Here is a 21,447-nt window from a genome sequence, read left to right as displayed (position 1 = left end):
ATTTCGTGATTGGATACCCGGTGTATTGCTTAAAATGTGCCACTCTTTATTTTTTTCTTTTAAAACAGTTGTTTAGATATTATTGGGGCGTTGTTTTAGAGCAAAGGGAGTATCGAAACCATTATTAGTGAGGACGTGCTGAGTATAACTGTTGCTTTTTGCTAACAGTTATCTGTTGTTGTTTTTTTATTTCTTTAAATTCAATAGTTTAAAATGTTGTAGAACGGCGACTGAAGAATTATTTCAGTCGCCGTGATCAGGAGTAGAAGTAAGTCTTAGGAAGCATCTTCTGATAATTGACCGTGGTGTACTCTCAGTCCTAGGCGCGCTTTACTGTGTTCTAGGACAGTTAATATTGCGGGAATAAATAAGAGAATGAGTAGCGTGCCGTAGGCTAAACCGAAAACGATCGAGGTAGCCATCGGAATAAGGAATTGGGCCTGGAGTGAGGTTTCAAAAAGAATCGGTGTTAACCCGGCGATGGTTGTTAAAGAGGTCAGCAGTACTGCGCGTAAGCGCTGGCAAGCCGCTTCTTCGATAGCATCTTCTACTGCCATACCGCTAGCTCTTAGCTTTTTATAAAAGGTAATCAGGACGATAGAGTCATTGATAACGATGCCTGATAACCCAAAAAAACCAAATAAAGAAAGAATGGTGAGGTCAAGACCCGTTATAAAGTGTCCGAGAATAGCGCCGGTTAATCCTAGCGGGATAGCGAGCATGACAGTGATTGGCCAGCTGTATGACGCAAATACCCACGCAAGAATGATATAGATAAGGCATAAGGCGAGGATAAGCCCTAACTTCATATCAGCAAGTGTTTCCCTTTGGTTTTTATTTTTACCTTCAAAACTGGCTTCGACGCCATATTTACTGAGCACACTGTCTAGCTTACCTGTTTCCAGGTCACTAATAATATCATTGGCATTGGCTGCAGATTCGTCCAAATCTGCCGTGACATTAATAGCGAGTTGTCCATTGATTCGTTGTAAGGTGTCTAAGCCTCGCTGAGGTGAAAACTGCACAATATTAGACAAGGGTGCGCTAGAACCATCTGGAAGGATAATGGGAAGATACTCTAATGCGCTTAAGCGGTTACGCTCCGAGTTAGGAAGCACCACGCGTACCGCAACTTCATCTTGGCCGTTATAAAAGGTTTGGGCTTCAATGCCATCAAATGCCGCACGTAGTTGCCTGCCAACTTGCTGTAGCTTTAAACCCGAAGCTTTACCGGCTGGTGTTAATTCATAAATCAGTTGGGACTTGCCGAACGGAAGGTCATCGTCGACATTCGATAAGCCAGAGTATTGTTTGAGCACGCTTTGAACTTCGATGGATGCTTGCTTCAAAGTGCTTACGTTATTACTCGATAGTTTTATTTCTATCGGCTTTCCTCTTGGTCCGCTCGTTGATTGGTCAATGGAGAACTTTTCAACTCCGGCAGGTATATTGATCTTCTTACGCCACTCTTTAATAAATTCGCGGTTAGTAATGTCACGTGTGTCGGCTGGATTCATCTCGACGTACAAAGAGCCAAACTCGTCACCGTTGGTGGATGCTGAGCTGGTGCGAGTAAAGTTAGCGATACCGTATTCACGAAAAGCGACTTTAATTAGGTTATTACCTAGTTCTTCTTCCGTTAGTTGAATAGTGCTATCTAAGTGCGCTAAGAACTGTTTTACCTGTGAATTATGTGTACCGGCGGCAAACTGCACGTTAGCCGTGAAGACTTCTCGTTCGACTGACGGGAAGAATGTGAACTTGACTCTTCCCCCCATTATTAATCCGATAGCAATAATGAAAATACCGATCGCACTGGCTAGGGTTGTCCAGCGAAAGGTGATCGCTGCTCTGACAAAGCGACGAAAAGTATGGTCACGAAAATGGTTGATACGTGCTTCAAGAGCTAGGCGAGTTTTAGAGGCGTGTAAATCTGCTTTGCTGCGAAAGCTGTGATGTAGATGCCCAGGTAGTATCAGGAAACATTCAACCAATGAAGCCAGTATCACGCAAATAACTACCGTGGGGATATCAACAAGGATATTGCCAATGGTTCCGCCGATAATCAGTAGCGGCAAAAAAGCAGCAATAGTCGTAAGGGAGGAGGCGATAACCGGTGACAGCATTCGGTGTGCACCGCCTATCGCCGCTTGTAAACCACTTTCACCCATCTGTAAATGTGTCAGAGTATCTTCACCAACCACAATTGCATCGTCGACGATAATTCCCAATGCCATGATGAGGCCAAATAAGCTGATCATGTTGATTGAGCCGCCAATCATATACAGCACAGCTAGGGTTGCCATAAAGGAGATTGGAATACCCACCGTTACCCAGAAAGCCACCCGCGCATTTAGGAATAAAAATAGGATGGCGATGATGAGTACTAATCCGCCTAAGCCGTTTTTCAATAAGAGGTCGATACGTGCTTGAACCTGCATCCAGCGTTCATCGTAGGTAACCAACTCGATACCTTGAGGTAATTGCTCGCGAGCAGAATCTATCCAGTTTTCCATGATGCTAGCGGACTGTAATGTATCATCGCTTTCGGTGCGTTTTAGTACCATTAAGATAGCAGGCTGGCCGCGATAGCTGAGTTCTATCTGGCTGTCTTTAGTGCGCCAATCAATCTCTGCTATATCACCTAAGCGCACTAGACGCCCAGTGTTATCAGAGATGATAGGGAGTTGTTTAAAGCCTTCGACATCGCGTTGCTGGCTTAAACTGCGTATCTGCCTGGAACCGTCACTTTTAGCGGCTGTTCCAGCAGGTAGGTCGACACTGCGTTGGCTTATATTGGTGGCGATATCAGACAGTGACATGCCTAGCGAGTGAAGCTGTTCAGTCGGTACCTGAATAGCAATTTCTTCTGCAGGCATCCCCGTAAAATCGATCTTGCGTATGCCCTTGTCTAGCAACTCTCTTTCAAAGCGACGTGCTAAAACGCGTAACTCACTGATGGCAGCATTTTCTGAGGTGATGAGCATTGATGCGATATTTTCATAGCGAATGATACGCTGCACGACAGGCTCTTCTGAATCAGAGGGGAGAGAGCTGCGAATATTGGCTATTTTCTGTTTCACCTCATCCAAGGTGTACTGCACATCAGAGTTTTCGGTTAACTCAAGCCGAATTGAAGCGCGACTTTGGCTACTGGTAGAGTAAAGCGTATCGATGCCATTAATTGAGCGAATCTCTTCCTCAATAGGTAAGACAATAGACCTTTCAACATCTTCGGCTGCGGCGCCACTCCAAGCGACACTGACAATGATAATGTCTAGTTCAAAAGAGGGAAAAAACTGAGTGTTAAGTTTTTTCACACCCCAAACCCCTGCCAGAAGCATTAAAATCATTAACAGATTTGCAGCAACGCGATGCTCTGTAAAAAGCGCTGTCAGGTTTTGTAGTGGGCCGCTATAAGTACGCATGGGTTGTTACTCCGTGGCTTTGACAGGCAAGCCCGAGATGGCGTTAGGGAGCTGGGTGATAATGAGGGAGTCGCCTGCTTGAAGGTCTCCAGGCTGAATAAGAATGAGAGGTGAGCCGTTGTCATCATGCGCATCGCCCACTTTACTGACGATAACTGACTCCAGCTTTGCATCACGGACGCGATATACCCGGTCAGTTCCATAGAGTGCCGAAGGAGGAATGGTAATGACGTTATCAATTTCAGGTAAAAACAGCGTTAGTGATAGTGTGCGCCCAGGCTCTGGAATGAACTGCTCCGGTGTGAACTGCAGAAGCGCATCTACGCCTGTGTTACCGTTACTTACTGAGCTTGCTAAGTGAGACAAATTTAACGTGATCGTTTGTTTGTCGATAACGGCTGTTGCTTTCAAGTCCTCGCTTTCTAGCAGTCCTTGGCGTACCCAGGGTAAGGTTTTTGATGGGATTTGGGAGCGCAACTGTAATTGTGTAGGATCGTATAGCGTAATTAACGGGTCTCCACTTTTTACGCGATCACCTGTGGCTGTTTTTATACTGGATATGCGTGCTTTAAAAGGTGCGGTGATTGATGTCCTTTCTAGATCCAGTAAAGCGCTATCACGTAGCGCTTTAATTTTTTCCTGCTCGGCTTTGAGTTGTGCAAGCTGAGATGGATAAGCGTTGATGGCTTGTTCACGATTATTTAAAGCGAGGGCTTGTTGTTGGAGGTTCTTTCTGGCGGTATCAAGCTGATCGTCCGAACCTACTTTTCGCTTACTCAAGTCTTTGTAACGGGATACTGATTTACTGGCTAAGGCATAGAGCTTTTTCTCTATGTTTAAAGCTTTTTTATCAGCGCTATTCTGGGTTCTAGCCGCACTTAATTTGGCATCTACGCTTTGTAAGTCGGCTTCGCGCTGGCGTACGATCAGCTGAGTATCACGAGGATCTAGTTTAACCAGCAGGTCGCCTTTCTCAACTTGTTGTCCCTCTTTGCTAATAACTGACTCGACAAAAGCAGTAACGGAAGCAGATAACTGCGTCATTTGTACAGATTCTACTTGCCCATACAAAACAACCTCAGGACGAATAGTTGAAAAGCTTACCGTTTGTGTTTGCACACTCCAGCTTTTTTCTAGCGCCGGGCGAGAAGGTGTTTGTGGTTTACTAGACTTGAGCGCTAGAAAAGCTCCAATGGCTACGGCCATTACCAGTAGTGGTAAAATCCACGTGAGGTGACGCGTTTTTTTTTGATTAACCGCAGTCGACATATCAACCTCAATCTAGAGTCATTGGTCTTTAAAAAAGGGTTACAATAAATAATCTGTTATGTATTAGCGCTTTATGATGGAATAGTTTATCTGGTTTCGAACCGATATGGGGGTTTGTTTACGCAACTTTACAATTCTTTTAGGAATGATAAGTTACGTTAGTAAGTACGCTCCGATATGCTGAATAGATCAGCATGCTTCATACTTTAATTCAAAAGGAATACTTCACGTGCGCACTGAATCAGTAATGGGATTAAGTTCTTCTGGGCTTCATCGGATGGTTTATCATGAGTGGGGTAGCCAAGACAATGAGCGAGTGCTGGTCTGTGTTCATGGTTTAGCCAGAAATAGCCGCGACTTTGATGAAATAGCAAAAGCACTGTCACGCGAGTACCGAGTCATTTGCCCTGATATTGTTGGCCGCGGAGAGAGTGATAGGCTATTAAACCCTGCCGACTACGGTATGCCTCAGTATCTGTCCGATATTATGGTGTTACTGGCACGTTTGAATGTGAAAGAAGTTGATTGGCTGGGAACGTCCATGGGTGGCATTATCGGTATGTTGCTGGCGTCTATGCCTAAGTCCCCTATTAGAAAACTGATATTAAATGATATCGGCGCGTTTGTTTCACAGGATGCTTTGGAGCGAATAGGTGACTACCTAGTACCGAAGTATTTTGCAACGCTTGATGAGGCGCAAGCCTTTATGCAAGCAACATATTCTGGATTGCGCAATTTAACCAATACTCAGTGGCAGAGTTTGACCAAGCATGGCTTTAAGCAAGAACCACAAGGTTGGACGCAACATTATGATCCTGCTATTGGTGATGTCACGCGTGCTACTGCCAACCAAGATATAGATCTTTGGCCTGTATGGCGTGCCATACAATGCCCGCAGATGTTGATTTGGGGGGAGGATTCTGATGTATTGAGCCGCTCCACTGTCGAGCAAATGCAGCAGGAGAACTCTGCGATGTCGCTATACAGCTTGCCCGGAATTCCACACGTTCCCTCTCTAATGGAAGACGCGCATATCCATGAAATAAGCCAATGGTTACGCACACACTAGCGGGTACGTCATTATTAATTTTTTAGCATTAAAAGGAAGCTGAATGAGCTTGTTGTCCCCTTGGCCTACCGAACAGCTTTGTTTGTCTCATAATGAGCGCAAAGAAGCTGTCAAAGCAGTAGAGCAGGCGTTCGCTACTGCGCTTGCGTCATTAAAAGTTGATATCGGTCTTAAAGAGATGTTTGAGTCCCTTTATGTACCTTTGGGAGCATGGCTGTTGTGTCGAAAACGACAGCAAAATGGCCCACTAGTGGTGGGCATTAATGGCGCTCAGGGGGCGGGTAAATCGACGCTATTTAATTTAATAGAGGTCATTCTTAGTGAAGGCTTCGGGCAGAAAGTCGTCGGTTTTTCGATAGATGATCTGTATAAAACGCGCCATGAACGGGAGCGCTTGGCTGAAATTGTGCATCCACTACTTATTACTCGAGGTGTGCCCGGTACACATGATGTTCAGTTGGGTATCGATATCATAAAATCTTTAAAAGAAGGTGACCCAGAAAACCCGACTAAGATCCCCGTTTTTGACAAATCGATTGATGACCGTTGCCCTACGTCGGTATGGCAAGAATGGGTTGGTCCTGCCGATGTGATTGTCTTTGAGGGGTGGTGTGTTGGTGCTTTATCTGAGAGTGAAGAAAACCTTAACTCTCCGGTTAACGCGCTAGAGAGGGTAGAAGACGCTAATGGCGATTGGCGGCGTTATGTAAATCGCCAGCTAGAAGAGAAATATCAGGAACTGTTTAGCATGATCGATTCGTTGGTGATGTTAAAAGTACCTAGCATGGAAGCGGTTTATAGTTGGCGTTCCTTGCAAGAAAAAAAATTAGCTGAGAGAGTTAAATATAACTTTGATACGCAACAGCCTGCTGATCATCTGCGGATTATGAATGAAGAAGAGATTTTACGTTTTATCCAGCATTATGAGCGTTTAACAAGAACCATGCTAGATGAAATGCCTAAGCGTGCTGATGTGACGTTAATGCTTAATGAAAATCATAAGATCAGTGATATACAGATTAATAAGCCGATGACACTGTGTCGTTAAGTTTTGTTTAGATAATCTAGGGTCCATCCAAAGACGAAAGGAGAATAGGAAGGATGTTAAAAAAATTATTGTTGTTGTCTTGTATGGTTTTACTGACAGGCTGCCAGAGTGCGTATTATTCCGCGATGGAGCAGGTCGGGGTGCATAAGCGCGAGATCCTAGTTGATCGAGTTGAAAATGCGCGCGATGCTCAAGGTGAAGCACAAGAGCAGTTTAAAGATGCGTTAGAGCAGTATCGCGCGGTCGTGCAGTTTGATGGCGGTAAGTTGGAAACACTCTATGACCGATTACAGGCGGAATATGATGATAGTGTTGAAGCGGCAGACAATGTATCAGAGCGTATCAAGGGTGTTGAGCAGGTAGCGCAAGCGCTTTTTGAAGAATGGGAAGAAGAGCTGGAGCAGTATCAAAGTGCTAACTTACGTGCTCAAAGTGCTAAGCAGCTGAAGGATACAAAAAATCGTTATACGGCTCTTTTACGCATAATGAAGCGCGCTGAACAACGCATGCAACCAGTACTTTCGGCGCTTAATGATAATGTTTTATATCTTAAGCATAACTTAAATGCTCGGGCTGTTGGTGCGTTAAAAGGTGAGTTTGCAGGCATTCAACAAAACATTGATCGTCTAATTAATGAAATGCAGCGCTCGATTCAAGAGTCTGATACCTTTATTCGCGCAATGGAAACACAATAGTCTTTTGGGCGATAGGCTGCTTGTGGTTAAGCATAACAGCCTAGATTGGTAATAAGGTGGTCGATGCGACACCATGCAAAACTTTGTTGATGGCACGGTTATTCTTATCTGAAAGGATGCGTGCCATCATATCCTGTAACGATATCATTTTTGCCAAGAGACGTTCCGTGCTTAGGTTTGTCTCTCCTGTCACACTATTAATACTGTTGCTGACAAGTAATAGCTCTCCGTGAGCATCACGCCGATGGTGTAACTGCCATGCAATAGATTCTAAATTTCGTGCACAGTGGTAGAGCTTTTGCTGGTCTATTTCATCCAGCATAAAAAACTCGTCCTGATAATTGTATGAGCCGTGAATCATGCCCGCAATACCTACCATCAGTGCAAAGACTCGATCTCCTGAAAAAGTAGGGTTAAAAGCGACGGGTACAGCTGTGGTTCCATAAGGCTTTCCTAATTCTGCAAACTGAATAATTCGCGGCATACTAAACAGCTGAGAAATGCGCTTGTCGACTGTCATTCCCGCAGGGGCTTTAGCGAGCTCTCTGGGATTGAGCTTGTACATCTTTACTAAGAGTTCACGCGCTAGTTTACTAAGCTCTTGTAAATGAGCGTCTGTTACCATATCGATATCTGATTTAGCTAAGTTTTTAACATTAAAAGAGCGGACTTTTCCTTGCTGACAACCTACCAATAAACTGATAATCATGCCTAATATGACGACTCGTAAAGCTACGGGCATTATTTAACTCCAGAATTACATCTCATCAATAACAAAAATTTCACCTGAGCTTGCTGGCTGGCTTTCAGGTGGAGAGGTGAAATTCAGGCCACCGCCAATCATGGTTTCTAAGCTATCAGCACGAAAGTCGATTCCGCCAAATAATGAGAAGTCGATCCTCACACCGCTGGCATTTCTGAACTCACTATTTTTACGCACAAAAAGGGCGTACTCAGGTTTTATATTGATAAATATCTCTACGTTTTTTCCGTTACGTGTTAGGTCATAACCTGTGACTGAGCCAACAGGCACCTGACGATAAAATATTGGACTGCCCTTAAAGAGTGATCCTAATGTGGGAGCGTGCACAATTAGGTTAAGCCCCTCTTTATTTTCAAATGCGGGTGCTTTAGTTACGCCTTTAAAAGAGAATGTGGCAGGTCCTTCACCTGATGATGCTTCGATAAAGTTACCGGTTAGAATACCTTCAGGATGGTCAACACCGCTTAAGCGAATAGCCGGTTCAACGACCCAAAATAAGCTGCGCTTACGGGCTAAGAAATGGCCATCACGAAATAGGTTCAAATCAACCAGCAATTCATTGCCTTCATTGATAACAGCTACTTTTGTAACTTTTCCTATGATTTGTCCTTTGAAGCGAAGGTCTGTATTTGGTTGGACACTTTTTCCCGCCGGGAATGTTATTTGTATACCAAGAGGCTGTTGTAGGCTGGTTGTGTGGTCAGGGTAAAGTGCAAATAGGTGGTTTGGCTTGATTGCTTTGCCAACATGCTCTGTTTCAAAAGCAATACCGCCTTGCACTAAGGTTTTAATTGATTCAGAACGTATCGTTAGCTGTTTTAAGGAAATATCAGCTTTAATGCCACTGGCTATCCAAAAACGGCTGCCTTCATTGATAAGGTGATCATAGGTGGGATCAATAAAAGCATAAATAGTAACGCTGTTGCCATCTTTGTTAAGCACAGTCTGTGCTATCTCTCCAACAGGAATCTGCTTGTAGAGAATAGGGTCTCCTGCACTAAGTGCACCTGAACTTTTGCTATGCAAGCGGATTTTTAAAGCTTTTTGAAAGCGCTTGTCAGTTAAGATGCCTTTCTCAGATGCCTGATGATAATCACGGTAAAGCTGATACACAGAAGTAGATTTTTTAGTCTTGCTTGTTTGGGGAGGATTAAAAAATGCAATGCCACCGCGTAGGAGCGCTGCTGCTGACTCAGTACGCAACTCGAGACCGTCAATGTTGGCGGTTAGGTCGATGCCGCTGGCATTCCAAAAACGGCTGTTATTCTTGATCAGATGGCTGTAACGCTGCTCTATTGCCGCATGAATAATAACTTGTTTTCCTTCGCCATCCAGTTCGTAGTTAATCACTTCACCTACGGGTAGTTGACGGTAAAGAACGGGGGCGCCTTTGGAAATAGAGCCCAGTTGCTCTGTACGTAATTCAATGGCTTTCCCCATACTGAGCTGGCGTTTAATGGGGGCGATTTCAAGTGCGTTATATGACCTCTTGTCAGCACCTTGACCCGCTTCTAGTTCAATGTGACTGCCACGTAGTAGCGAGCTAATATTGCCTAGGTTCTCCAAAGATATTTCGGGTTTTTGCAGCCAAAATTGTGACCCCTCTTTGAGAAGGTCTTGAGCGCGAGGGTCAATCAATAAAATACTATCTAGGTGTTTGAAATCATCTGTGAGAGTGACCTGTTTTACACGGCCAATTTGAATGCCTCGGCTCTGTACGGTTGCTCCTTCACGTAGCTCTGTAGCGCCGGGGAATCTTAACGTAATCTCGATGCCATCTTGTGCGGCTTCATAGTCATCATAGAGAGGCAGAATTTGGCTGTTGTTGGCTTCTGGGGAAGATTCATCGGGTGTTGAAAAGTGAATGCCGCCAGCAATGATAGAAGCGAGAGAGCCGATCTGGATATCTATTTTTGAAAAATCAGCTTTTACTTTAATGCCACTAGCATTCCAAAAGCGTGTGTTTTCCTTAATGAGATAAGTGAAGCGAGGCTCTATATAGGTCTCTATCAGTACCTTTTTTCCGTCGCTACTGAGTGCATGGCTGAGCACTTCTCCCACTTCAATATCACGGAAGTAAACCTTAGCACCTTGATAAACAGAACGTGCGTTATCGGCGGTTAACGTGATGTAAAGGCCATCGGAGTTTTTAATTGGCGGAGGGGGCTGGTCAAGCGCTTCAAATGCACGTTTAGGCTCTCCTTCAAGGCCAGGTTGATAGCTGATGTAGCTCCCAGAAAGTAATGTTTCTAGGCCGCGAACACCGGAGAGGGAGACTTGTGGTTCTACTAGCCAAAATTGTGCATTTTCGGTGAGTGTTTTCTCTGTTTGTGGCACCATCTCAATTAGCGCTTTAATCCGCCTAAGGTCATCATCAATCTTAAGTTCTTTGACTACTCCTGCGGGTAATCCGCGATAAAATACCTTAGTTTTTTTTGCTTCGAGTCCCGCCGCAGAGTCAAAAATAACTTCAATTAAAACGCCTTTGTTGTCATAGTTTTTGTAGACCAGCCAGCCTGCAATAATGGCTGCTAGTAATGGTAAAAACCAGATAGCTGAAGGTAGATGACGGCGGGTAAGAATAGGGTCATGATCGCTCATGGGAAGACCTCAAGTTTTTCCAGATGTTTGTCCCATATTAAGCGGGTATCAAAACAGTTGGCGGCTAACATGGTAAAAATAACGGCAGCGGCAAAGGCGGTAGCGCCGGTGTTGCCTGTGACGCTGGCAAGGCTTCCTAGTTGAACAATGGCAGCAAGGATGGCAACAACAAAAATATCAAGCATAGACCAGCGGCCGATCCACTCAACAAAATGATACATCAGCATTTTTTGACGCATATTAGTGGTCCAACCTAGCTGCACGGTTAACAGAAGGATGATCAAACCGACTACCTTCAAGACAGGAATAATAATAGATGCTGTCAGTACAACCAGTGCGATGCCTAGCATGTCGTGCTCAAGAAGCTGTAAAACACCTTGCATAATAGTCGCAGGGTCTCCCTTTCCTAACGATTTAAAAGTCATTATAGGGAGTAAGTTAGCAGGAATCAGCATGATCATTGATGCAAGCAGTAAAGCCCAAGTATAAGCTATTGAATGTCGTTTTCGACGGTGGATATGTGTACCACAACGGGGACAAGTCTGCCCATCTTGTTTTATCGAGGCGGGCTTTTCGCAGCAATGGCAAATAATAATACCGCGCGTCAGTGCTGAGTGTTGCATTAACGCCTCTCCAGTTGTTCTATACGCCGCCAAAAACGATGGCGATCAAGTTGTGTGGATGTAAGTAAGGTCACAATAATGAGCCCAGTTAAACTATATAAACCAATGCCTGGAGTGACATCAGCAACATCAACGAGTTTCACAATAGAAACTAGAATGCCCAACATATAGATTTCTAGCATCCCCCAACTATCCAGCTGCTGGTAGCTACGCATCGCCCACGAAAGCAGCGGCGCTGGTTTATGGAATAAAAGGCAGCCACTTAAATAGGTCATGAGTAACAATTTCATCAGAGGGACAACAATTGCTGACATTAAGACGAGAGCTGAAACAGCATACAGATGGCTATCGTAAAGTGCTGTTACTGACATAAAGATGGTTTCTGATTGAGAAAGCCCCAGTGTTGTGAGCGTCAGAATAGGAAATAAGTTAGCAGGGAAAAATAAGATCAAGCCAGCAATACCAAGAGCGAGTGTCCATTCAATAGAGTGACGTTTGCTGGACACGATTAAAGACTGGCAGCGAGGGCAGTGCGCTTCGTGCTGGTGGGGTATGGCGCGACGGTTCATTAATAGATCACACTCTGGGCATACCCAGAATTTACCCGGTTGTGTCGATGCTAAACCCCTGTCAGTCATAAGCCTCTATAGATCTGTTTTATCAAAACGCAGTATGCCAGAAAGGGCCATGTTATGGCTATCCACACTAAACCGTATCAGGACAGATGTATGGGGTGCTGGTTTTCGTTATAGTAGGCCGCTTATATAGGAGATTAAAGATGTCAGATAATGCGGGTGATGTTACCCATTTACGTCGTGAGTATGTCTCTTCGGGGATTACTCGCGATACTATCGCCTCCGATCCGTTCGTACAGTTTACAGAATGGTTTGATGTGGCTTGTAAGGTTCGCCCCGATGATGCGTCTTCTATGACACTCGCCACTGCCAATAAGCAGGGGATGCCATCGGCAAGAATTGTATTGTTGAAACATTTCGATGTTGAGGGTTTCGCTTGGTATACCGATTACCAAAGCCAGAAAGGCTGCGAACTTGAAGAAAATCCACAAGCTGAAATTATGTTTTATTGGTACGGGTTAGAAAGACAGGTTCGTATTCAGGGGCGTGTCGAAAAGCTAACATCTGAGCAAGCGGATAATTACTTCCATCAGCGCCCTATAGGAAGTCAGCTGAGCGCTGTTGCATCACAGCAAAGCCAGCCTATAGCTTCGCGTGACGAACTAGAGGCACGTGTAGAGCAGTTGCAATCCCAATATAAAAATCAAGAAGTGCCTTGTCCTGAGCGATGGGGGGGGTATCGTTTAATTCCTACTAAATTTGAATTTTGGCAAGGTCGAGAAAGTCGTTTGCATGATCGCTTCACTTACTCTTTAGATGGAAACTCTTGGGAAATTAAGAGGTTGCAACCATGATAGACAATGACATGATAGTTGTTGAAACAAAATCCGAATGCGATGCCGCTATTATTTGGATGCACGGGTTGGGAGCTGATGGCTCTGATTTTCCTCCAACTATCCCTTATCTAAAGCTGCCAGAAGAGCTTGCTGTTCGTTTTATGTTCCCTAATGCTAAGGAGCAGGCTGTCACCATTAATGGTGGCTTCGTAATGCGCTCTTGGTACGATATTTTAAGCATGGGAAATGGTCGTGAGATCAATGAAGCACAGCTAGATGTCTCAATTGAGCGTATATCGGCCCTGATCACTAAGCAGGTTGAGTCAGGTATAGCGCCAGGAAGAATTCTGTTGATAGGTTTTTCACAAGGCGGTGCTGTCGCTTATGAGACGGGGTTGAGTTATATAGCGAAACTTGGCGGTGTTGCTGCTATGTCTACGTACTTGCCGCGTCCTATTGAAGATATAAATACTGCTGCAGAGAGCACGATGCCGATTTTGTCGATTCACGGAAAGCAAGATGATGTCGTTCCATTGAGCTTGGGCGAAAACGCGGTTAAGCAGTTACAAATGAAAGGTTACCATCCAGATTGGCAGACATTCTCGATGGCTCATGAAGTATCCATAGAGTCGCTGACGGTTTTAGGGCGCTGGATAACTGAACGATTAAGTAAATAGAGGGTTTTTTAATGCAAATAACTGATAATGCTGTGGTTTGTTTTCATTACGCATTGATCAATGATCAGGGCGAAGTGTTAGATGGCTCTAAGGGAGGGGACGCTATTCCCTATCTTCATGGGTATCATAATATTGTACCCGGTCTGGAAAAAGCGATGGCTGGTCGATCTGTTAACGATCACTTTCGTGTATCACTGACGCCATTAGAAGCTTATGGCGAAATAGATGAAGAAAAAATCTACGACGTTGAGCGAGCACTATTTGCCGATATGCCAGAATTGGCCGTCGGGTTGATGTGCCATATGACTAACGAGTCAGGCGAAGATGAAGTTGTCAGCGTTATTGAAATCGAGGACGACGTCGTTACTGTAGATGCTAATCATCCATACGCTGGCGAAAGCCTTACATTTGATGTCGAAATCGTATCAATACGAGAGGCAACAGCACAAGAAATTCAAGCTGGCCAGGCTGCTAATCCTGTGTAACAACCTCGATTACCTACGGCGTTTGATGTCTCAAGCGCCGTTAGACTTTTTCCCGCCATTCCAGTTCTCCGATATGCACATTTAACCACTCGAAGCCAATCTTTCTTGCGACAGCCGCTGCGCCGTCCAAACTTTTAAATTCCCTTTCTTTCTTGCTGCGCTGTAGGTCCAACGTAATGACATTGTTGTCTTTTGCGATGAATTTAAGTGTCCATCCTCGTGACATAGCAATAGGTGTTGCCTGACAAGATTCAAATACACCGGCATTAAAAAGAAGCTTAATTTCTTTCTCTTGCATTGTCTTATTCTCTTAATGATTAGTCTTTAATAACTTATGATAAGTATAAAATATATATTGATTTATCGCAAATAAATATCAATAAAAAACCCTCTGTAAGTCTTTGTTTTTAAAGAGTTTTTAATAAATATTTTCTTGATATTTCGATTGCCAGTTTTATTATTTAAGTATCTGATTATAAAGGATTTTTTTGACATTAATTTTATGAGGATATTATGGAGAAATAAATAATCAAAATTAATATACGACTTTTCTTTTTTAGTTTTTGATTATTTGAATCATATCCAGAAAGTATGTTGTCAAAGTGCAGGACTATTGCTGACATTGGGGTTGGAAGCATTTTCAATTAAGAAAAAACAAAGGTTTTAATAATAAATGCCGATGAATCTCTCTACAGGACAGTATTTAGACTATCTTGTAATTAGTTTGCTAAGGAGATGTTCCACTATGGTTTTGCCTGAACACCTGACCATCATTGAAATTGCGCAGTGGAAAGAGGAATTTATCTCTCAAATCAGCGAGGCTTCTGTCCTTTATATCGATACATCTACTCTTAAGAAAATTGACTCGGCGGGTATTCAGCTATTGTTTGCTGTGAAACAAGCGCTTAAAGCAAAAGAGGGAGATATACACTGGTCGGGTAATTCGGCTGTTTTGTCAAAAAGTGCACAATGGTTAGGTATGAGCGATGCCTTAGGTATCACTTGGTAGGTTCTTTGGAGATTGTAAATGGCAACAGTTTTAGTTGTTGATGACTCAGTATCGTTACGCAGTATGGTGACTTTTACATTAACAAAACAAGGCTACGATGTTGTTGAGGCTGAAGATGGGGAAGACGCCTTTAATAAAGCCAAACATATTGTATGCGATCTAGTTTTAACTGACGTCAATATGCCAAAAATGGACGGTATTTCTTTATGTACTGAATTGCGTAAATTAGAGTCGTTTAAATTTACGCCAATCTTAATTTTGACCACTGAGAACTCTCAGGAAATGAAGTATAAAGGTAAAGCTGCTGGTGCTACGGGGTGGTTGGTAAAGCCGTTTAACCCCGAAACGTTGTTGTCCACTTTAAAGCGTGTTGTGCGGTAATCTCATATGAGCATTGATCTATCCCAGTTTATTCCGGTTTTTCTTGAAGAAAGCTTTGAAGGGCTTGAGGTAATGGAGTCTGGTCTTTTAAATCTTGAAGAAAATGATGCTGAAGCCATCAATGCTATTTTTCGAGCCGCGCATTCAATTAAAGGCGGAGCAGGGACTTTTGGTTTTTCGAATATTACAGATTTTACCCATGTAGTTGAAACACTCATGGATGAACTACGTGCAGGGCGTAGGTCATGCAGCGATTCGTTAAAAAGTGTCTTACTATCATCTGTCGATTGCATACGTTTATTACTAGAAGCGGCAAGAGATGGTACTGCATGTGATGAACCTCAAATAAAGCAGGTACTTCAGCAATTAGAAGCAGAGTTATCTTGTGATAATGAAGATAAGGTAGCAATAGTCTCAAATGAGCTTGAGATAATAGATCTGTCTTCTTCTCATGTTCCAGTCATGGAGACTCTAGGTTGGGTGATTGATTTTGCTCCGGCTCCTCATTTACTGATGACAGGAAATGAGCCTATCTTATTGATGTCTGCACTAGCGGACCTAGGACAACTAGTTACTAATGCAGCGATAGGTCTGGTGCCTAGTCTGGATGAGTTGAATCCTGAGGAGTTATTCCTACATTGGAAAATTAACCTTTATAGTGACTGCAGTGAACTTGCTGTACGTGAGATCTTTGAATGGGTCGAGGGTGATTGCTCATTATCCGTTTTCCCTTTGCAGAAGTCGGCAGATGTGACTTCTGAAGAGAGTGTGACGAATGATCCAGTTGCTCCTGAGATGACTTTTGAGAAAGCAACGGAGCAGCCTGCTAATGCCGAAAGTGTAGAGCCAGCCAGTGCCAGTTTTGAAACACTCAGCCCTAAAATTAGTAGTGACTCTCCTGCTGCTCCAGCGCAAAATTCAAGAAAAAATCAAGCTGACCAAGGCTCTATTCGTGTCGGTATTGATAAAATTGATGGGCTCATTAATAGGGTCGGTGAACTCGTTATTACACAGTCTATGTTGGGACAGGTTGGTTTAGAAATGTCTGACTGTGATCACCCTGGGGTTGAGCGCTTAAATGACGGTTTAGTTCAATTAGAAAGAAACACTCGTGACCTTCAAGAGGAGGTCATGAGAATTAGAATGTTACCGATAAGTTTTGTCTTTAATCGTTTTCCAAGAATGGTGCATGATATTAGCAGCAAGCTGGGGAAACTGGTTGAGTTGAAGCTGTCTGGAGAGCAAACCGAGCTGGATAAAACAGTGATGGAGAAAATAGGGGATCCATTATTACATTTAATACGCAACGCTCTAGATCATGGTTTGGAAACACCACAAGAACGTATTGCTGCGGGAAAAACGGAGAGCGGGACTGTCCACCTAAATGCTTCTCATCAAGGTGGTTTTATTATCATCCAAATTAAGGATGATGGGCGAGGATTAGACACCGATAAAATACGAGAAAAAGCTTTGTCCAGCGGCCTCATTACTACTGATCAATTACTTAACGATACAGATATCCATGACTTAATATTCGTACCTGGTTTTTCCACTGTAGCCGAAGTTAATGATCTTTCTGGTAGAGGCGTTGGTATGGATGTGGTGCGTCGAAATATTGAAGCCTTAGGTGGATATGTTGCGGTGGTATCTGAGGAGGGTGAAGGCTCTACTTTTACTGTTAGTTTGCCGTTGACGTTAGCTATTCTTGATGGGCAGCTAATACAAGCGCATCACGAAATTTATATCATCCCGTTACTGTCTATTATCGAATCCATTTGGGTATCGACCGGATCCCTTAATGCTGTTGTAGGTCGCGGGTGTTTATTTTCATTTAGAGATGAGTACATTCCAGTTATTAGCCTCAGCGATGTTTTTGGTTTGAGTGAAACGCCTAAAAACTTTACTAATAGTTTGATGGTGATTGTTGAGGGAGGAGGTAAAAGGGCTGGCTTAATTGTAGATGAGCTGCAAGGTCAGCAGCAGGTAGTGATTAAGAGCTTAGAAACAAATTATAAGCGAGTAGAAGGTTTTTCTGGCGCAACGATTTTAGGTACAGGGCAAGTGGCTTTGATTCTTGATGTGGCAGGTGTCATTAAAATGGGGTTGGACTCATCAACAAGTCGGTATCCACATGCGGCAACTAAGGATAATGGCCACCTATTGGCAAAGGCGAACATATGACGGAAATAGTAGAGCCTTTACTCTTAAAAATGCGTCAATTTCTCACCTTTATTTTAGCTGATGAAGAATACGGGGTAGATATTTTACGTGTACAGGAAATTCGTGGGTGGGTTCCTGTGACGCGCATACCCAATTCGCCTGATTACATGAAAGGCGTGCTCAACTTACGCGGGGAAATAATTCCAATTATAGATTTACGCATTCGCTTTGGCTTCCCTAGCCTAGAGTATGGAGCTACAACAGTGGTGATCGTTGTATGGGTACATGGTCCTGAAAGTGAACATTGCATGGGCGTTGTCGTCGATGCGGTAGCCGATACCTATGACGTATCTAGTGATGATATCCAGTCTGCTCCTTTGATAAGAAACGGTATAGATCCACAGTACTTTGAAGCGTTGGCAACAATGAACGAAAAAATGGTTGTTCTATTAGATTTGGATTATTTGATGAACTCGGGTGAGCAAAGCGGTGCTGATCTCGACTGATTGCAATAGTGAATTAATTTGAATATTTATCAGGCAGGAATTGGTCAAGCAATAGCCTGTCTGAGGAGAAAGTTAAATGAAAGTTAACATGCCAGTGACTGATCACGAAAGACACGTAACACCTGGACAGGAGTTAGTGACTCAAACGGATCTTAAGGGGCGGATAACTTATGTAAACCCGGCCTTTATTCAGGTTAGCGGTTTTAGTGAAGAGGAGCTGGTCGGGCAGAATCATAATGTTGTCCGACACCCCGATATGCCTCAGGAAGCGTTTGAAGATTTGTGGTCAACATTAAAACTTGATCGGCCTTGGTGCAAAATGGTAAAAAATCGCTGTAATAATGGTGATTTTTATTGGGTAAAAGCGAATGTAACACCGGTATATAAAAAAGGACAAATTGTTGGTTATATGTCAGTACGGACCGCCCCCACTGATGCTGAAAGACAGTCTGCTGAAATTTTTTATACACAGTTACGTAATAAAGAAGCTCGGTTATCTGATCCGTCCAAAATCCCCACACAAATACTTGATAAAAAACTATATAACTGGGCCGCAATAGCTTTAATTGTGATGCTGTTAGTTGCCAGCGGGCTCTATAGTTCAGGGCAGACCTCACTTATTGCGCTTGCTCCATTTGCTGCTTTTCTTATTATGCTTTTTGGAGCAGTAAGTTGTATCAGGACATATGTGAAGCAACCATTATTTGAAACTATTGCCACACTTAAACGTGTCAGTGAAGGAGATTACCATACAGATATAGAGGTAGAGCAAGAGGGTGAAATTGGCAGCCTTAATCGTGCTGCGAAATCATTAGCCATTAAGCTCGGTTTCGAAATTAATGAATCTCATTTGGAAGCACTGCGTTCAAGCCGAATCACACAAGCGCTCGATAGTGTTTCATCCAGCGTGATGATGGTAGACCCCATGGGTCGAATTATTTATGTGAATGGTGCCATCCTGAAAATGTTTAGTATTGCTCAGGATGATATTTGTACCGATTTGCCAACGTTTGATAATAAGCTATTACTGGGAAGCAATATCGATGAATTTCATACTGATATTGCTTATAAAGAAGAGTTAAAGGATGCATTAAAGTCGGGCTTAGAGAGTCAGGTTTGTATAGGCGGTCGCACTTTTATTCTATTAGCTAACCCAGTATTTTCACCTGATAAAGAGCGTTTAGGCACGGTAGTTGAGTGGAAAGATTTGACGGATCAGTTGCAAGCAGAGAAGGCCGTAGAAAGACTAATTCAGGATGCATCTAACGGCAATCTGAGCCAGCGCTTAGACGATACTGTTTATGACGGTTTTATGAAAAATATAGCATCGGGAGTTAATGAGATGCTGGATGCTGTTGTTGAGCCGGTACGAGAAGCTAAGCGCGTATTAGTGGCTTTGGCAGATGGCGATTTAACACAGAATATGCAGGGGAATTTCTCTGGTGAGTACGCAGAGTTAAATGATGCATTGAACACTTCGATGAATAAGCTTCAAGATATGGTGAGTGAAATCCGCTCAGCTGGCTCCAACATTACTACGGGGGCATCTGAAATTGCTCATGGCAATGCAACACTGAGTCAGAGAACTGAAAGCCAAGCTACTAGCTTGCAGGAAACATCTGCGAGCATGGAAGAGATGACAGGAACAGTGAAGCAAAATGCGGTGAGTGCTCAAGAAGCTAGCCGGTTGGCAGAGCAAGCCAAGGTGTTAGCGGATGATGGTCGTGTGATATCTGAGAAAGTTGTTAGCTCTATGGGTGATATCAGCAAGAGTTCTAAAAAGATCGCAGAAATTATTGGTGTGATTGATGAAATTGCTTTTCAGACTAACTTATTAGCGCTCAATGCCGCAGTTGAAGCAGCAAGAGCGGGAGAGCAAGGCCGAGGATTTGCAGTAGTCGCTGCTGAGGTTCGTAACCTTGCACAGCGAAGTGCTAGTGCCGCAAAAGAGATTAAGCACCTGATTAGCGATAGTGTAGAAAAAGTGGAAGAAGGTGGCCACTATGTCGATGAATCAGGGCGTGCATTGAATGAAATAATGCAAGGAGTCTCCAAGGTATCTTCGATTATTAACGAGATTGCAGAAGCTAGCCGAGAGCAGGCCAATGGTATTGAGCAAGTTAACTCAGCTGTCACGGCGATGGATGAAGGTACACAACAAAATGCTGCGCTTGTCGAAGAAGTTGCCGCCGCTTCTGAATCGATGGATGAGCAAGCTCAGCAGCTGCAACATCTAGTAAATGTATTCAAGGTGAGCATTATTACACCATCAAATGTTACTCATCTGCCGGCTATCAATATTAAGAATCACGGATGGAAAACAAAGCACTTAAATTCGGAGCAAGCAGCGCGAATTCCTGCAACAGGTTCATATAAAAGTGAAACCATTCTTATGAAGGAAACTCCTGATGATACTGAGTGGGAAGAGTTTTAGTGAGAGTGCTGTAGTTTGATTCATAAGAATCTTGAAAAAATGGCTGTGATTGGAATGAACGTATCTCCAGAGCGGGAATTTGTTTTTACTGACCAGGATTTTGAAACCATACGAAGTCAGTTATATAAACATGCCGGTATTGCCTTGTCTGATTATAAAAAAGATATGGTTTATAACCGCCTAGTGCGGCGTATCAGAGTATTATCATTGGGTAGCTTTAGCGCTTATTTTTCTTATTTGGCCAGCAATGTAGGAGAGTTTCCACTTTTTATAAACGCATTGACGACTAATTTGACTGCGTTTTTTAGAGAAAGCCATCATTTTGAATTTCTAAAACAAGTAGTGATACCTGATGTTGACGCCGGTGGTTTACAGCGAATTCGAATTTGGTCAGCAGGCTGCTCTATGGGAGAAGAGCCATACAGTTTGGCGATGGCCCTTAGAACGACGGATATTGATTTGCGTGAATGGGATATCAAAATATTAGCGACTGATATTGATTCTGATGTGCTAGAAATTGCTCAAACAGGCATGTATGGGGTAGATCGCATTGATGCTATGCCGCCGGTATTTAAAACGCGTTTCTTTAGAAAAGGGCGAGGTCAGTATTCAGGCATGGTTAAAATTGCAGATGAGCTTAAGGAAATGATTACGTTCAAAGAGCTGAATTTAATGCATTCCTGGCCAATGAAAGGGCCCTTAGATGCGATTTTTTGTCGTAACGTTATGATCTATTTCGACAAAGAAACCCAAAAGCTACTGTTAAATCGTATGGCGGATTTATTAAAACCAGGTGGGTTTCTTTTTGTAGGGCATTCAGAATCCCCCTTTCGGTTAACGGACAGGTTTAAATTGATCGGTAATACGATTTATCAAAAGGACTATTGA

General features: G+C 43.3%; 19 protein-coding genes. 12 read left to right on the top strand and 7 right to left on the bottom strand.

From position 1 onward, the window contains the following. Positions 1-275: 275 nt before the first annotated feature. Entirely contained in the window at positions 276-3,428 is a 3,153-nt protein-coding gene (locus NEJAP_RS16175) for an efflux RND transporter permease subunit (RefSeq protein WP_201348194.1), read from the bottom strand. 6 nt (positions 3,429-3,434) lie between these two features. After that, complete coding sequence (locus NEJAP_RS16170; protein ID WP_201348193.1) at positions 3,435-4,697, bottom strand: efflux RND transporter periplasmic adaptor subunit; 1,263 nt, start codon at positions 4,695-4,697, stop codon at positions 3,435-3,437. A 229-nt stretch (positions 4,698-4,926) separates the two neighbouring features. On the opposite strand from NEJAP_RS16170, the gene NEJAP_RS16165 reads away from it, so the two are divergent. From NEJAP_RS16165 to NEJAP_RS16155, 3 genes are read left to right on the top strand one after another with little or no spacing between them, the layout of a single operon-like run. Next, the gene (locus tag NEJAP_RS16165) at positions 4,927-5,766 is read left to right on the top strand and encodes an alpha/beta fold hydrolase (RefSeq protein WP_201348192.1); all 840 of its coding nucleotides are present in this window, start codon (positions 4,927-4,929) and stop codon (positions 5,764-5,766) included. Positions 5,767-5,809: 43 nt separating this feature from the next. Further along, positions 5,810-6,814 carry a hypothetical protein gene (locus NEJAP_RS16160; protein ID WP_201348191.1) on the top strand — a complete coding sequence of 335 codons (1,005 nt, stop codon included), beginning with the start codon at positions 5,810-5,812 and terminating at the stop codon, positions 6,812-6,814. A gap of 53 nt (positions 6,815-6,867) precedes the next feature. After that, positions 6,868-7,509 carry a DUF2959 domain-containing protein gene (locus NEJAP_RS16155; protein ID WP_201348190.1) on the top strand — a complete coding sequence of 214 codons (642 nt, stop codon included), beginning with the start codon at positions 6,868-6,870 and terminating at the stop codon, positions 7,507-7,509. Between the two features lie 40 nt (positions 7,510-7,549). Here NEJAP_RS16155 and NEJAP_RS16150 read toward each other — a convergent pair whose 3' ends face one another. The 4 genes from NEJAP_RS16150 to NEJAP_RS16135 are packed head-to-tail and all read right to left on the bottom strand — an operon-like array spanning position 7,550 to position 12,134. Then, on the bottom strand, positions 7,550-8,251 hold the full coding sequence (locus NEJAP_RS16150; protein WP_236590970.1) for a hypothetical protein: 702 nt from the start codon (positions 8,249-8,251) through the stop codon (positions 7,550-7,552). Positions 8,252-8,266: 15 nt separating this feature from the next. Beyond that, entirely contained in the window at positions 8,267-10,873 is a 2,607-nt protein-coding gene (locus tag NEJAP_RS16145; RefSeq protein WP_201348189.1) for a PqiB family protein, read from the bottom strand. After that, entirely contained in the window at positions 10,870-11,496 is a 627-nt protein-coding gene (locus tag NEJAP_RS16140) for a paraquat-inducible protein A (protein ID WP_201348188.1), read from the bottom strand. The genes NEJAP_RS16145 and NEJAP_RS16140 overlap by 4 nt, the downstream gene beginning before the upstream one ends. Next, positions 11,496-12,134, bottom strand: coding sequence for a paraquat-inducible protein A (locus NEJAP_RS16135; RefSeq protein WP_201348187.1), 639 nt, complete (start codon positions 12,132-12,134; stop codon positions 11,496-11,498). Before NEJAP_RS16135 ends, NEJAP_RS16140 begins: the two co-directional genes overlap by 1 nt. 140 nt (positions 12,135-12,274) lie before the next feature. Between NEJAP_RS16135 and pdxH the strand changes: the two genes are divergently transcribed. From pdxH to NEJAP_RS16120, 3 genes are read left to right on the top strand one after another with little or no spacing between them, the layout of a single operon-like run. After that, a complete protein-coding gene (pdxH, locus tag NEJAP_RS16130; protein ID WP_201348186.1) occupies positions 12,275-12,925 on the top strand; it encodes a pyridoxamine 5'-phosphate oxidase in 651 nt (216 codons plus the stop codon). Then, a complete protein-coding gene (locus NEJAP_RS16125; protein WP_201348185.1) occupies positions 12,922-13,584 on the top strand; it encodes an alpha/beta hydrolase in 663 nt (220 codons plus the stop codon). Before pdxH ends, NEJAP_RS16125 begins: the two co-directional genes overlap by 4 nt. Before the next feature lie 11 nt (positions 13,585-13,595). Next, a complete protein-coding gene (locus NEJAP_RS16120; RefSeq protein WP_201348184.1) occupies positions 13,596-14,069 on the top strand; it encodes an FKBP-type peptidyl-prolyl cis-trans isomerase in 474 nt (157 codons plus the stop codon). 40 nt (positions 14,070-14,109) lie between these two features. On the opposite strand, the gene NEJAP_RS16115 is transcribed toward NEJAP_RS16120, so the two are convergent. Continuing rightward, complete coding sequence (locus tag NEJAP_RS16115; protein ID WP_028469839.1) at positions 14,110-14,367, bottom strand: hypothetical protein; 258 nt, start codon at positions 14,365-14,367, stop codon at positions 14,110-14,112. Between the two features lie 447 nt (positions 14,368-14,814). Here NEJAP_RS16115 and NEJAP_RS16110 point away from each other — a divergent pair, with 447 nt between their 5' ends. The 6 genes from NEJAP_RS16110 to NEJAP_RS16085 all read left to right on the top strand — a co-directional run bounded on the left by NEJAP_RS16110 (position 14,815) and on the right by NEJAP_RS16085 (position 21,447). Then, positions 14,815-15,078: an STAS domain-containing protein gene (locus NEJAP_RS16110; protein ID WP_201348183.1), complete on the top strand. Its 264-nt coding sequence runs from the start codon at positions 14,815-14,817 to the stop codon at positions 15,076-15,078. 18 nt (positions 15,079-15,096) lie between these two features. Continuing rightward, positions 15,097-15,459, top strand: coding sequence for a response regulator (locus NEJAP_RS16105; RefSeq protein WP_201348182.1), 363 nt, complete (start codon positions 15,097-15,099; stop codon positions 15,457-15,459). Positions 15,460-15,465: 6 nt separating this feature from the next. Further along, complete coding sequence (locus NEJAP_RS16100) at positions 15,466-17,640, top strand: chemotaxis protein CheA (protein ID WP_201348181.1); 2,175 nt, start codon at positions 15,466-15,468, stop codon at positions 17,638-17,640. Next, positions 17,637-18,125 (top strand): chemotaxis protein CheW, encoded by a 489-nt coding sequence (locus NEJAP_RS16095; protein WP_201348180.1) that lies wholly within the window; start codon positions 17,637-17,639, stop codon positions 18,123-18,125. Before NEJAP_RS16100 ends, NEJAP_RS16095 begins: the two co-directional genes overlap by 4 nt. A gap of 76 nt (positions 18,126-18,201) precedes the next feature. Beyond that, on the top strand, positions 18,202-20,559 hold the full coding sequence (locus NEJAP_RS16090) for a methyl-accepting chemotaxis protein (RefSeq protein ID WP_201348179.1): 2,358 nt from the start codon (positions 18,202-18,204) through the stop codon (positions 20,557-20,559). Positions 20,560-20,574: 15 nt separating this feature from the next. Next, on the top strand, positions 20,575-21,447 hold the full coding sequence (locus NEJAP_RS16085) for a CheR family methyltransferase (protein WP_236590969.1): 873 nt from the start codon (positions 20,575-20,577) through the stop codon (positions 21,445-21,447).

Source organism: Neptunomonas japonica JAMM 1380, assembly GCF_016592555.1.
GTDB classification, from domain to species: Bacteria; Pseudomonadota; Gammaproteobacteria; order Pseudomonadales; family Balneatricaceae; genus Neptunomonas; species Neptunomonas japonica_A.
The sequence above is the reverse complement of the archived record's forward strand: the minus strand, read 5'-3'. Positions and strand labels throughout refer to the sequence as shown.

What these genes read in the sequence shown, in the direction of transcription:
- NEJAP_RS16175 (WP_201348194.1), bottom strand. Translation starts at nt 3,428, where the DNA reads ATGCGTACTTATAGCGGCCCACTACAAAACCTGACAGCGCTTTTTACA.
- NEJAP_RS16170 (WP_201348193.1), bottom strand. Translation starts at nt 4,697, where the DNA reads ATGTCGACTGCGGTTAATCAAAAAAAAACGCGTCACCTCACGTGGATT.
- NEJAP_RS16160 (WP_201348191.1), top strand. Translation starts at nt 5,810, where the DNA reads ATGAGCTTGTTGTCCCCTTGGCCTACCGAACAGCTTTGTTTGTCTCAT.
- NEJAP_RS16155 (WP_201348190.1), top strand. Translation starts at nt 6,868, where the DNA reads ATGTTAAAAAAATTATTGTTGTTGTCTTGTATGGTTTTACTGACAGGC.
- NEJAP_RS16150 (WP_236590970.1), bottom strand. Translation starts at nt 8,251, where the DNA reads ATGCCCGTAGCTTTACGAGTCGTCATATTAGGCATGATTATCAGTTTA.
- NEJAP_RS16145 (WP_201348189.1), bottom strand. Translation starts at nt 10,873, where the DNA reads ATGAGCGATCATGACCCTATTCTTACCCGCCGTCATCTACCTTCAGCT.
- NEJAP_RS16140 (WP_201348188.1), bottom strand. Translation starts at nt 11,496, where the DNA reads ATGCAACACTCAGCACTGACGCGCGGTATTATTATTTGCCATTGCTGC.
- NEJAP_RS16135 (WP_201348187.1), bottom strand. Translation starts at nt 12,134, where the DNA reads ATGACTGACAGGGGTTTAGCATCGACACAACCGGGTAAATTCTGGGTA.
- pdxH (WP_201348186.1), top strand. Translation starts at nt 12,275, where the DNA reads ATGTCAGATAATGCGGGTGATGTTACCCATTTACGTCGTGAGTATGTC.
- NEJAP_RS16125 (WP_201348185.1), top strand. Translation starts at nt 12,922, where the DNA reads ATGATAGACAATGACATGATAGTTGTTGAAACAAAATCCGAATGCGAT.
- NEJAP_RS16120 (WP_201348184.1), top strand. Translation starts at nt 13,596, where the DNA reads ATGCAAATAACTGATAATGCTGTGGTTTGTTTTCATTACGCATTGATC.
- NEJAP_RS16115 (WP_028469839.1), bottom strand. Translation starts at nt 14,367, where the DNA reads ATGCAAGAGAAAGAAATTAAGCTTCTTTTTAATGCCGGTGTATTTGAA.
- NEJAP_RS16110 (WP_201348183.1), top strand. Translation starts at nt 14,815, where the DNA reads ATGGTTTTGCCTGAACACCTGACCATCATTGAAATTGCGCAGTGGAAA.
- NEJAP_RS16105 (WP_201348182.1), top strand. Translation starts at nt 15,097, where the DNA reads ATGGCAACAGTTTTAGTTGTTGATGACTCAGTATCGTTACGCAGTATG.
- NEJAP_RS16100 (WP_201348181.1), top strand. Translation starts at nt 15,466, where the DNA reads ATGAGCATTGATCTATCCCAGTTTATTCCGGTTTTTCTTGAAGAAAGC.
- NEJAP_RS16095 (WP_201348180.1), top strand. Translation starts at nt 17,637, where the DNA reads ATGACGGAAATAGTAGAGCCTTTACTCTTAAAAATGCGTCAATTTCTC.
- NEJAP_RS16090 (WP_201348179.1), top strand. Translation starts at nt 18,202, where the DNA reads ATGAAAGTTAACATGCCAGTGACTGATCACGAAAGACACGTAACACCT.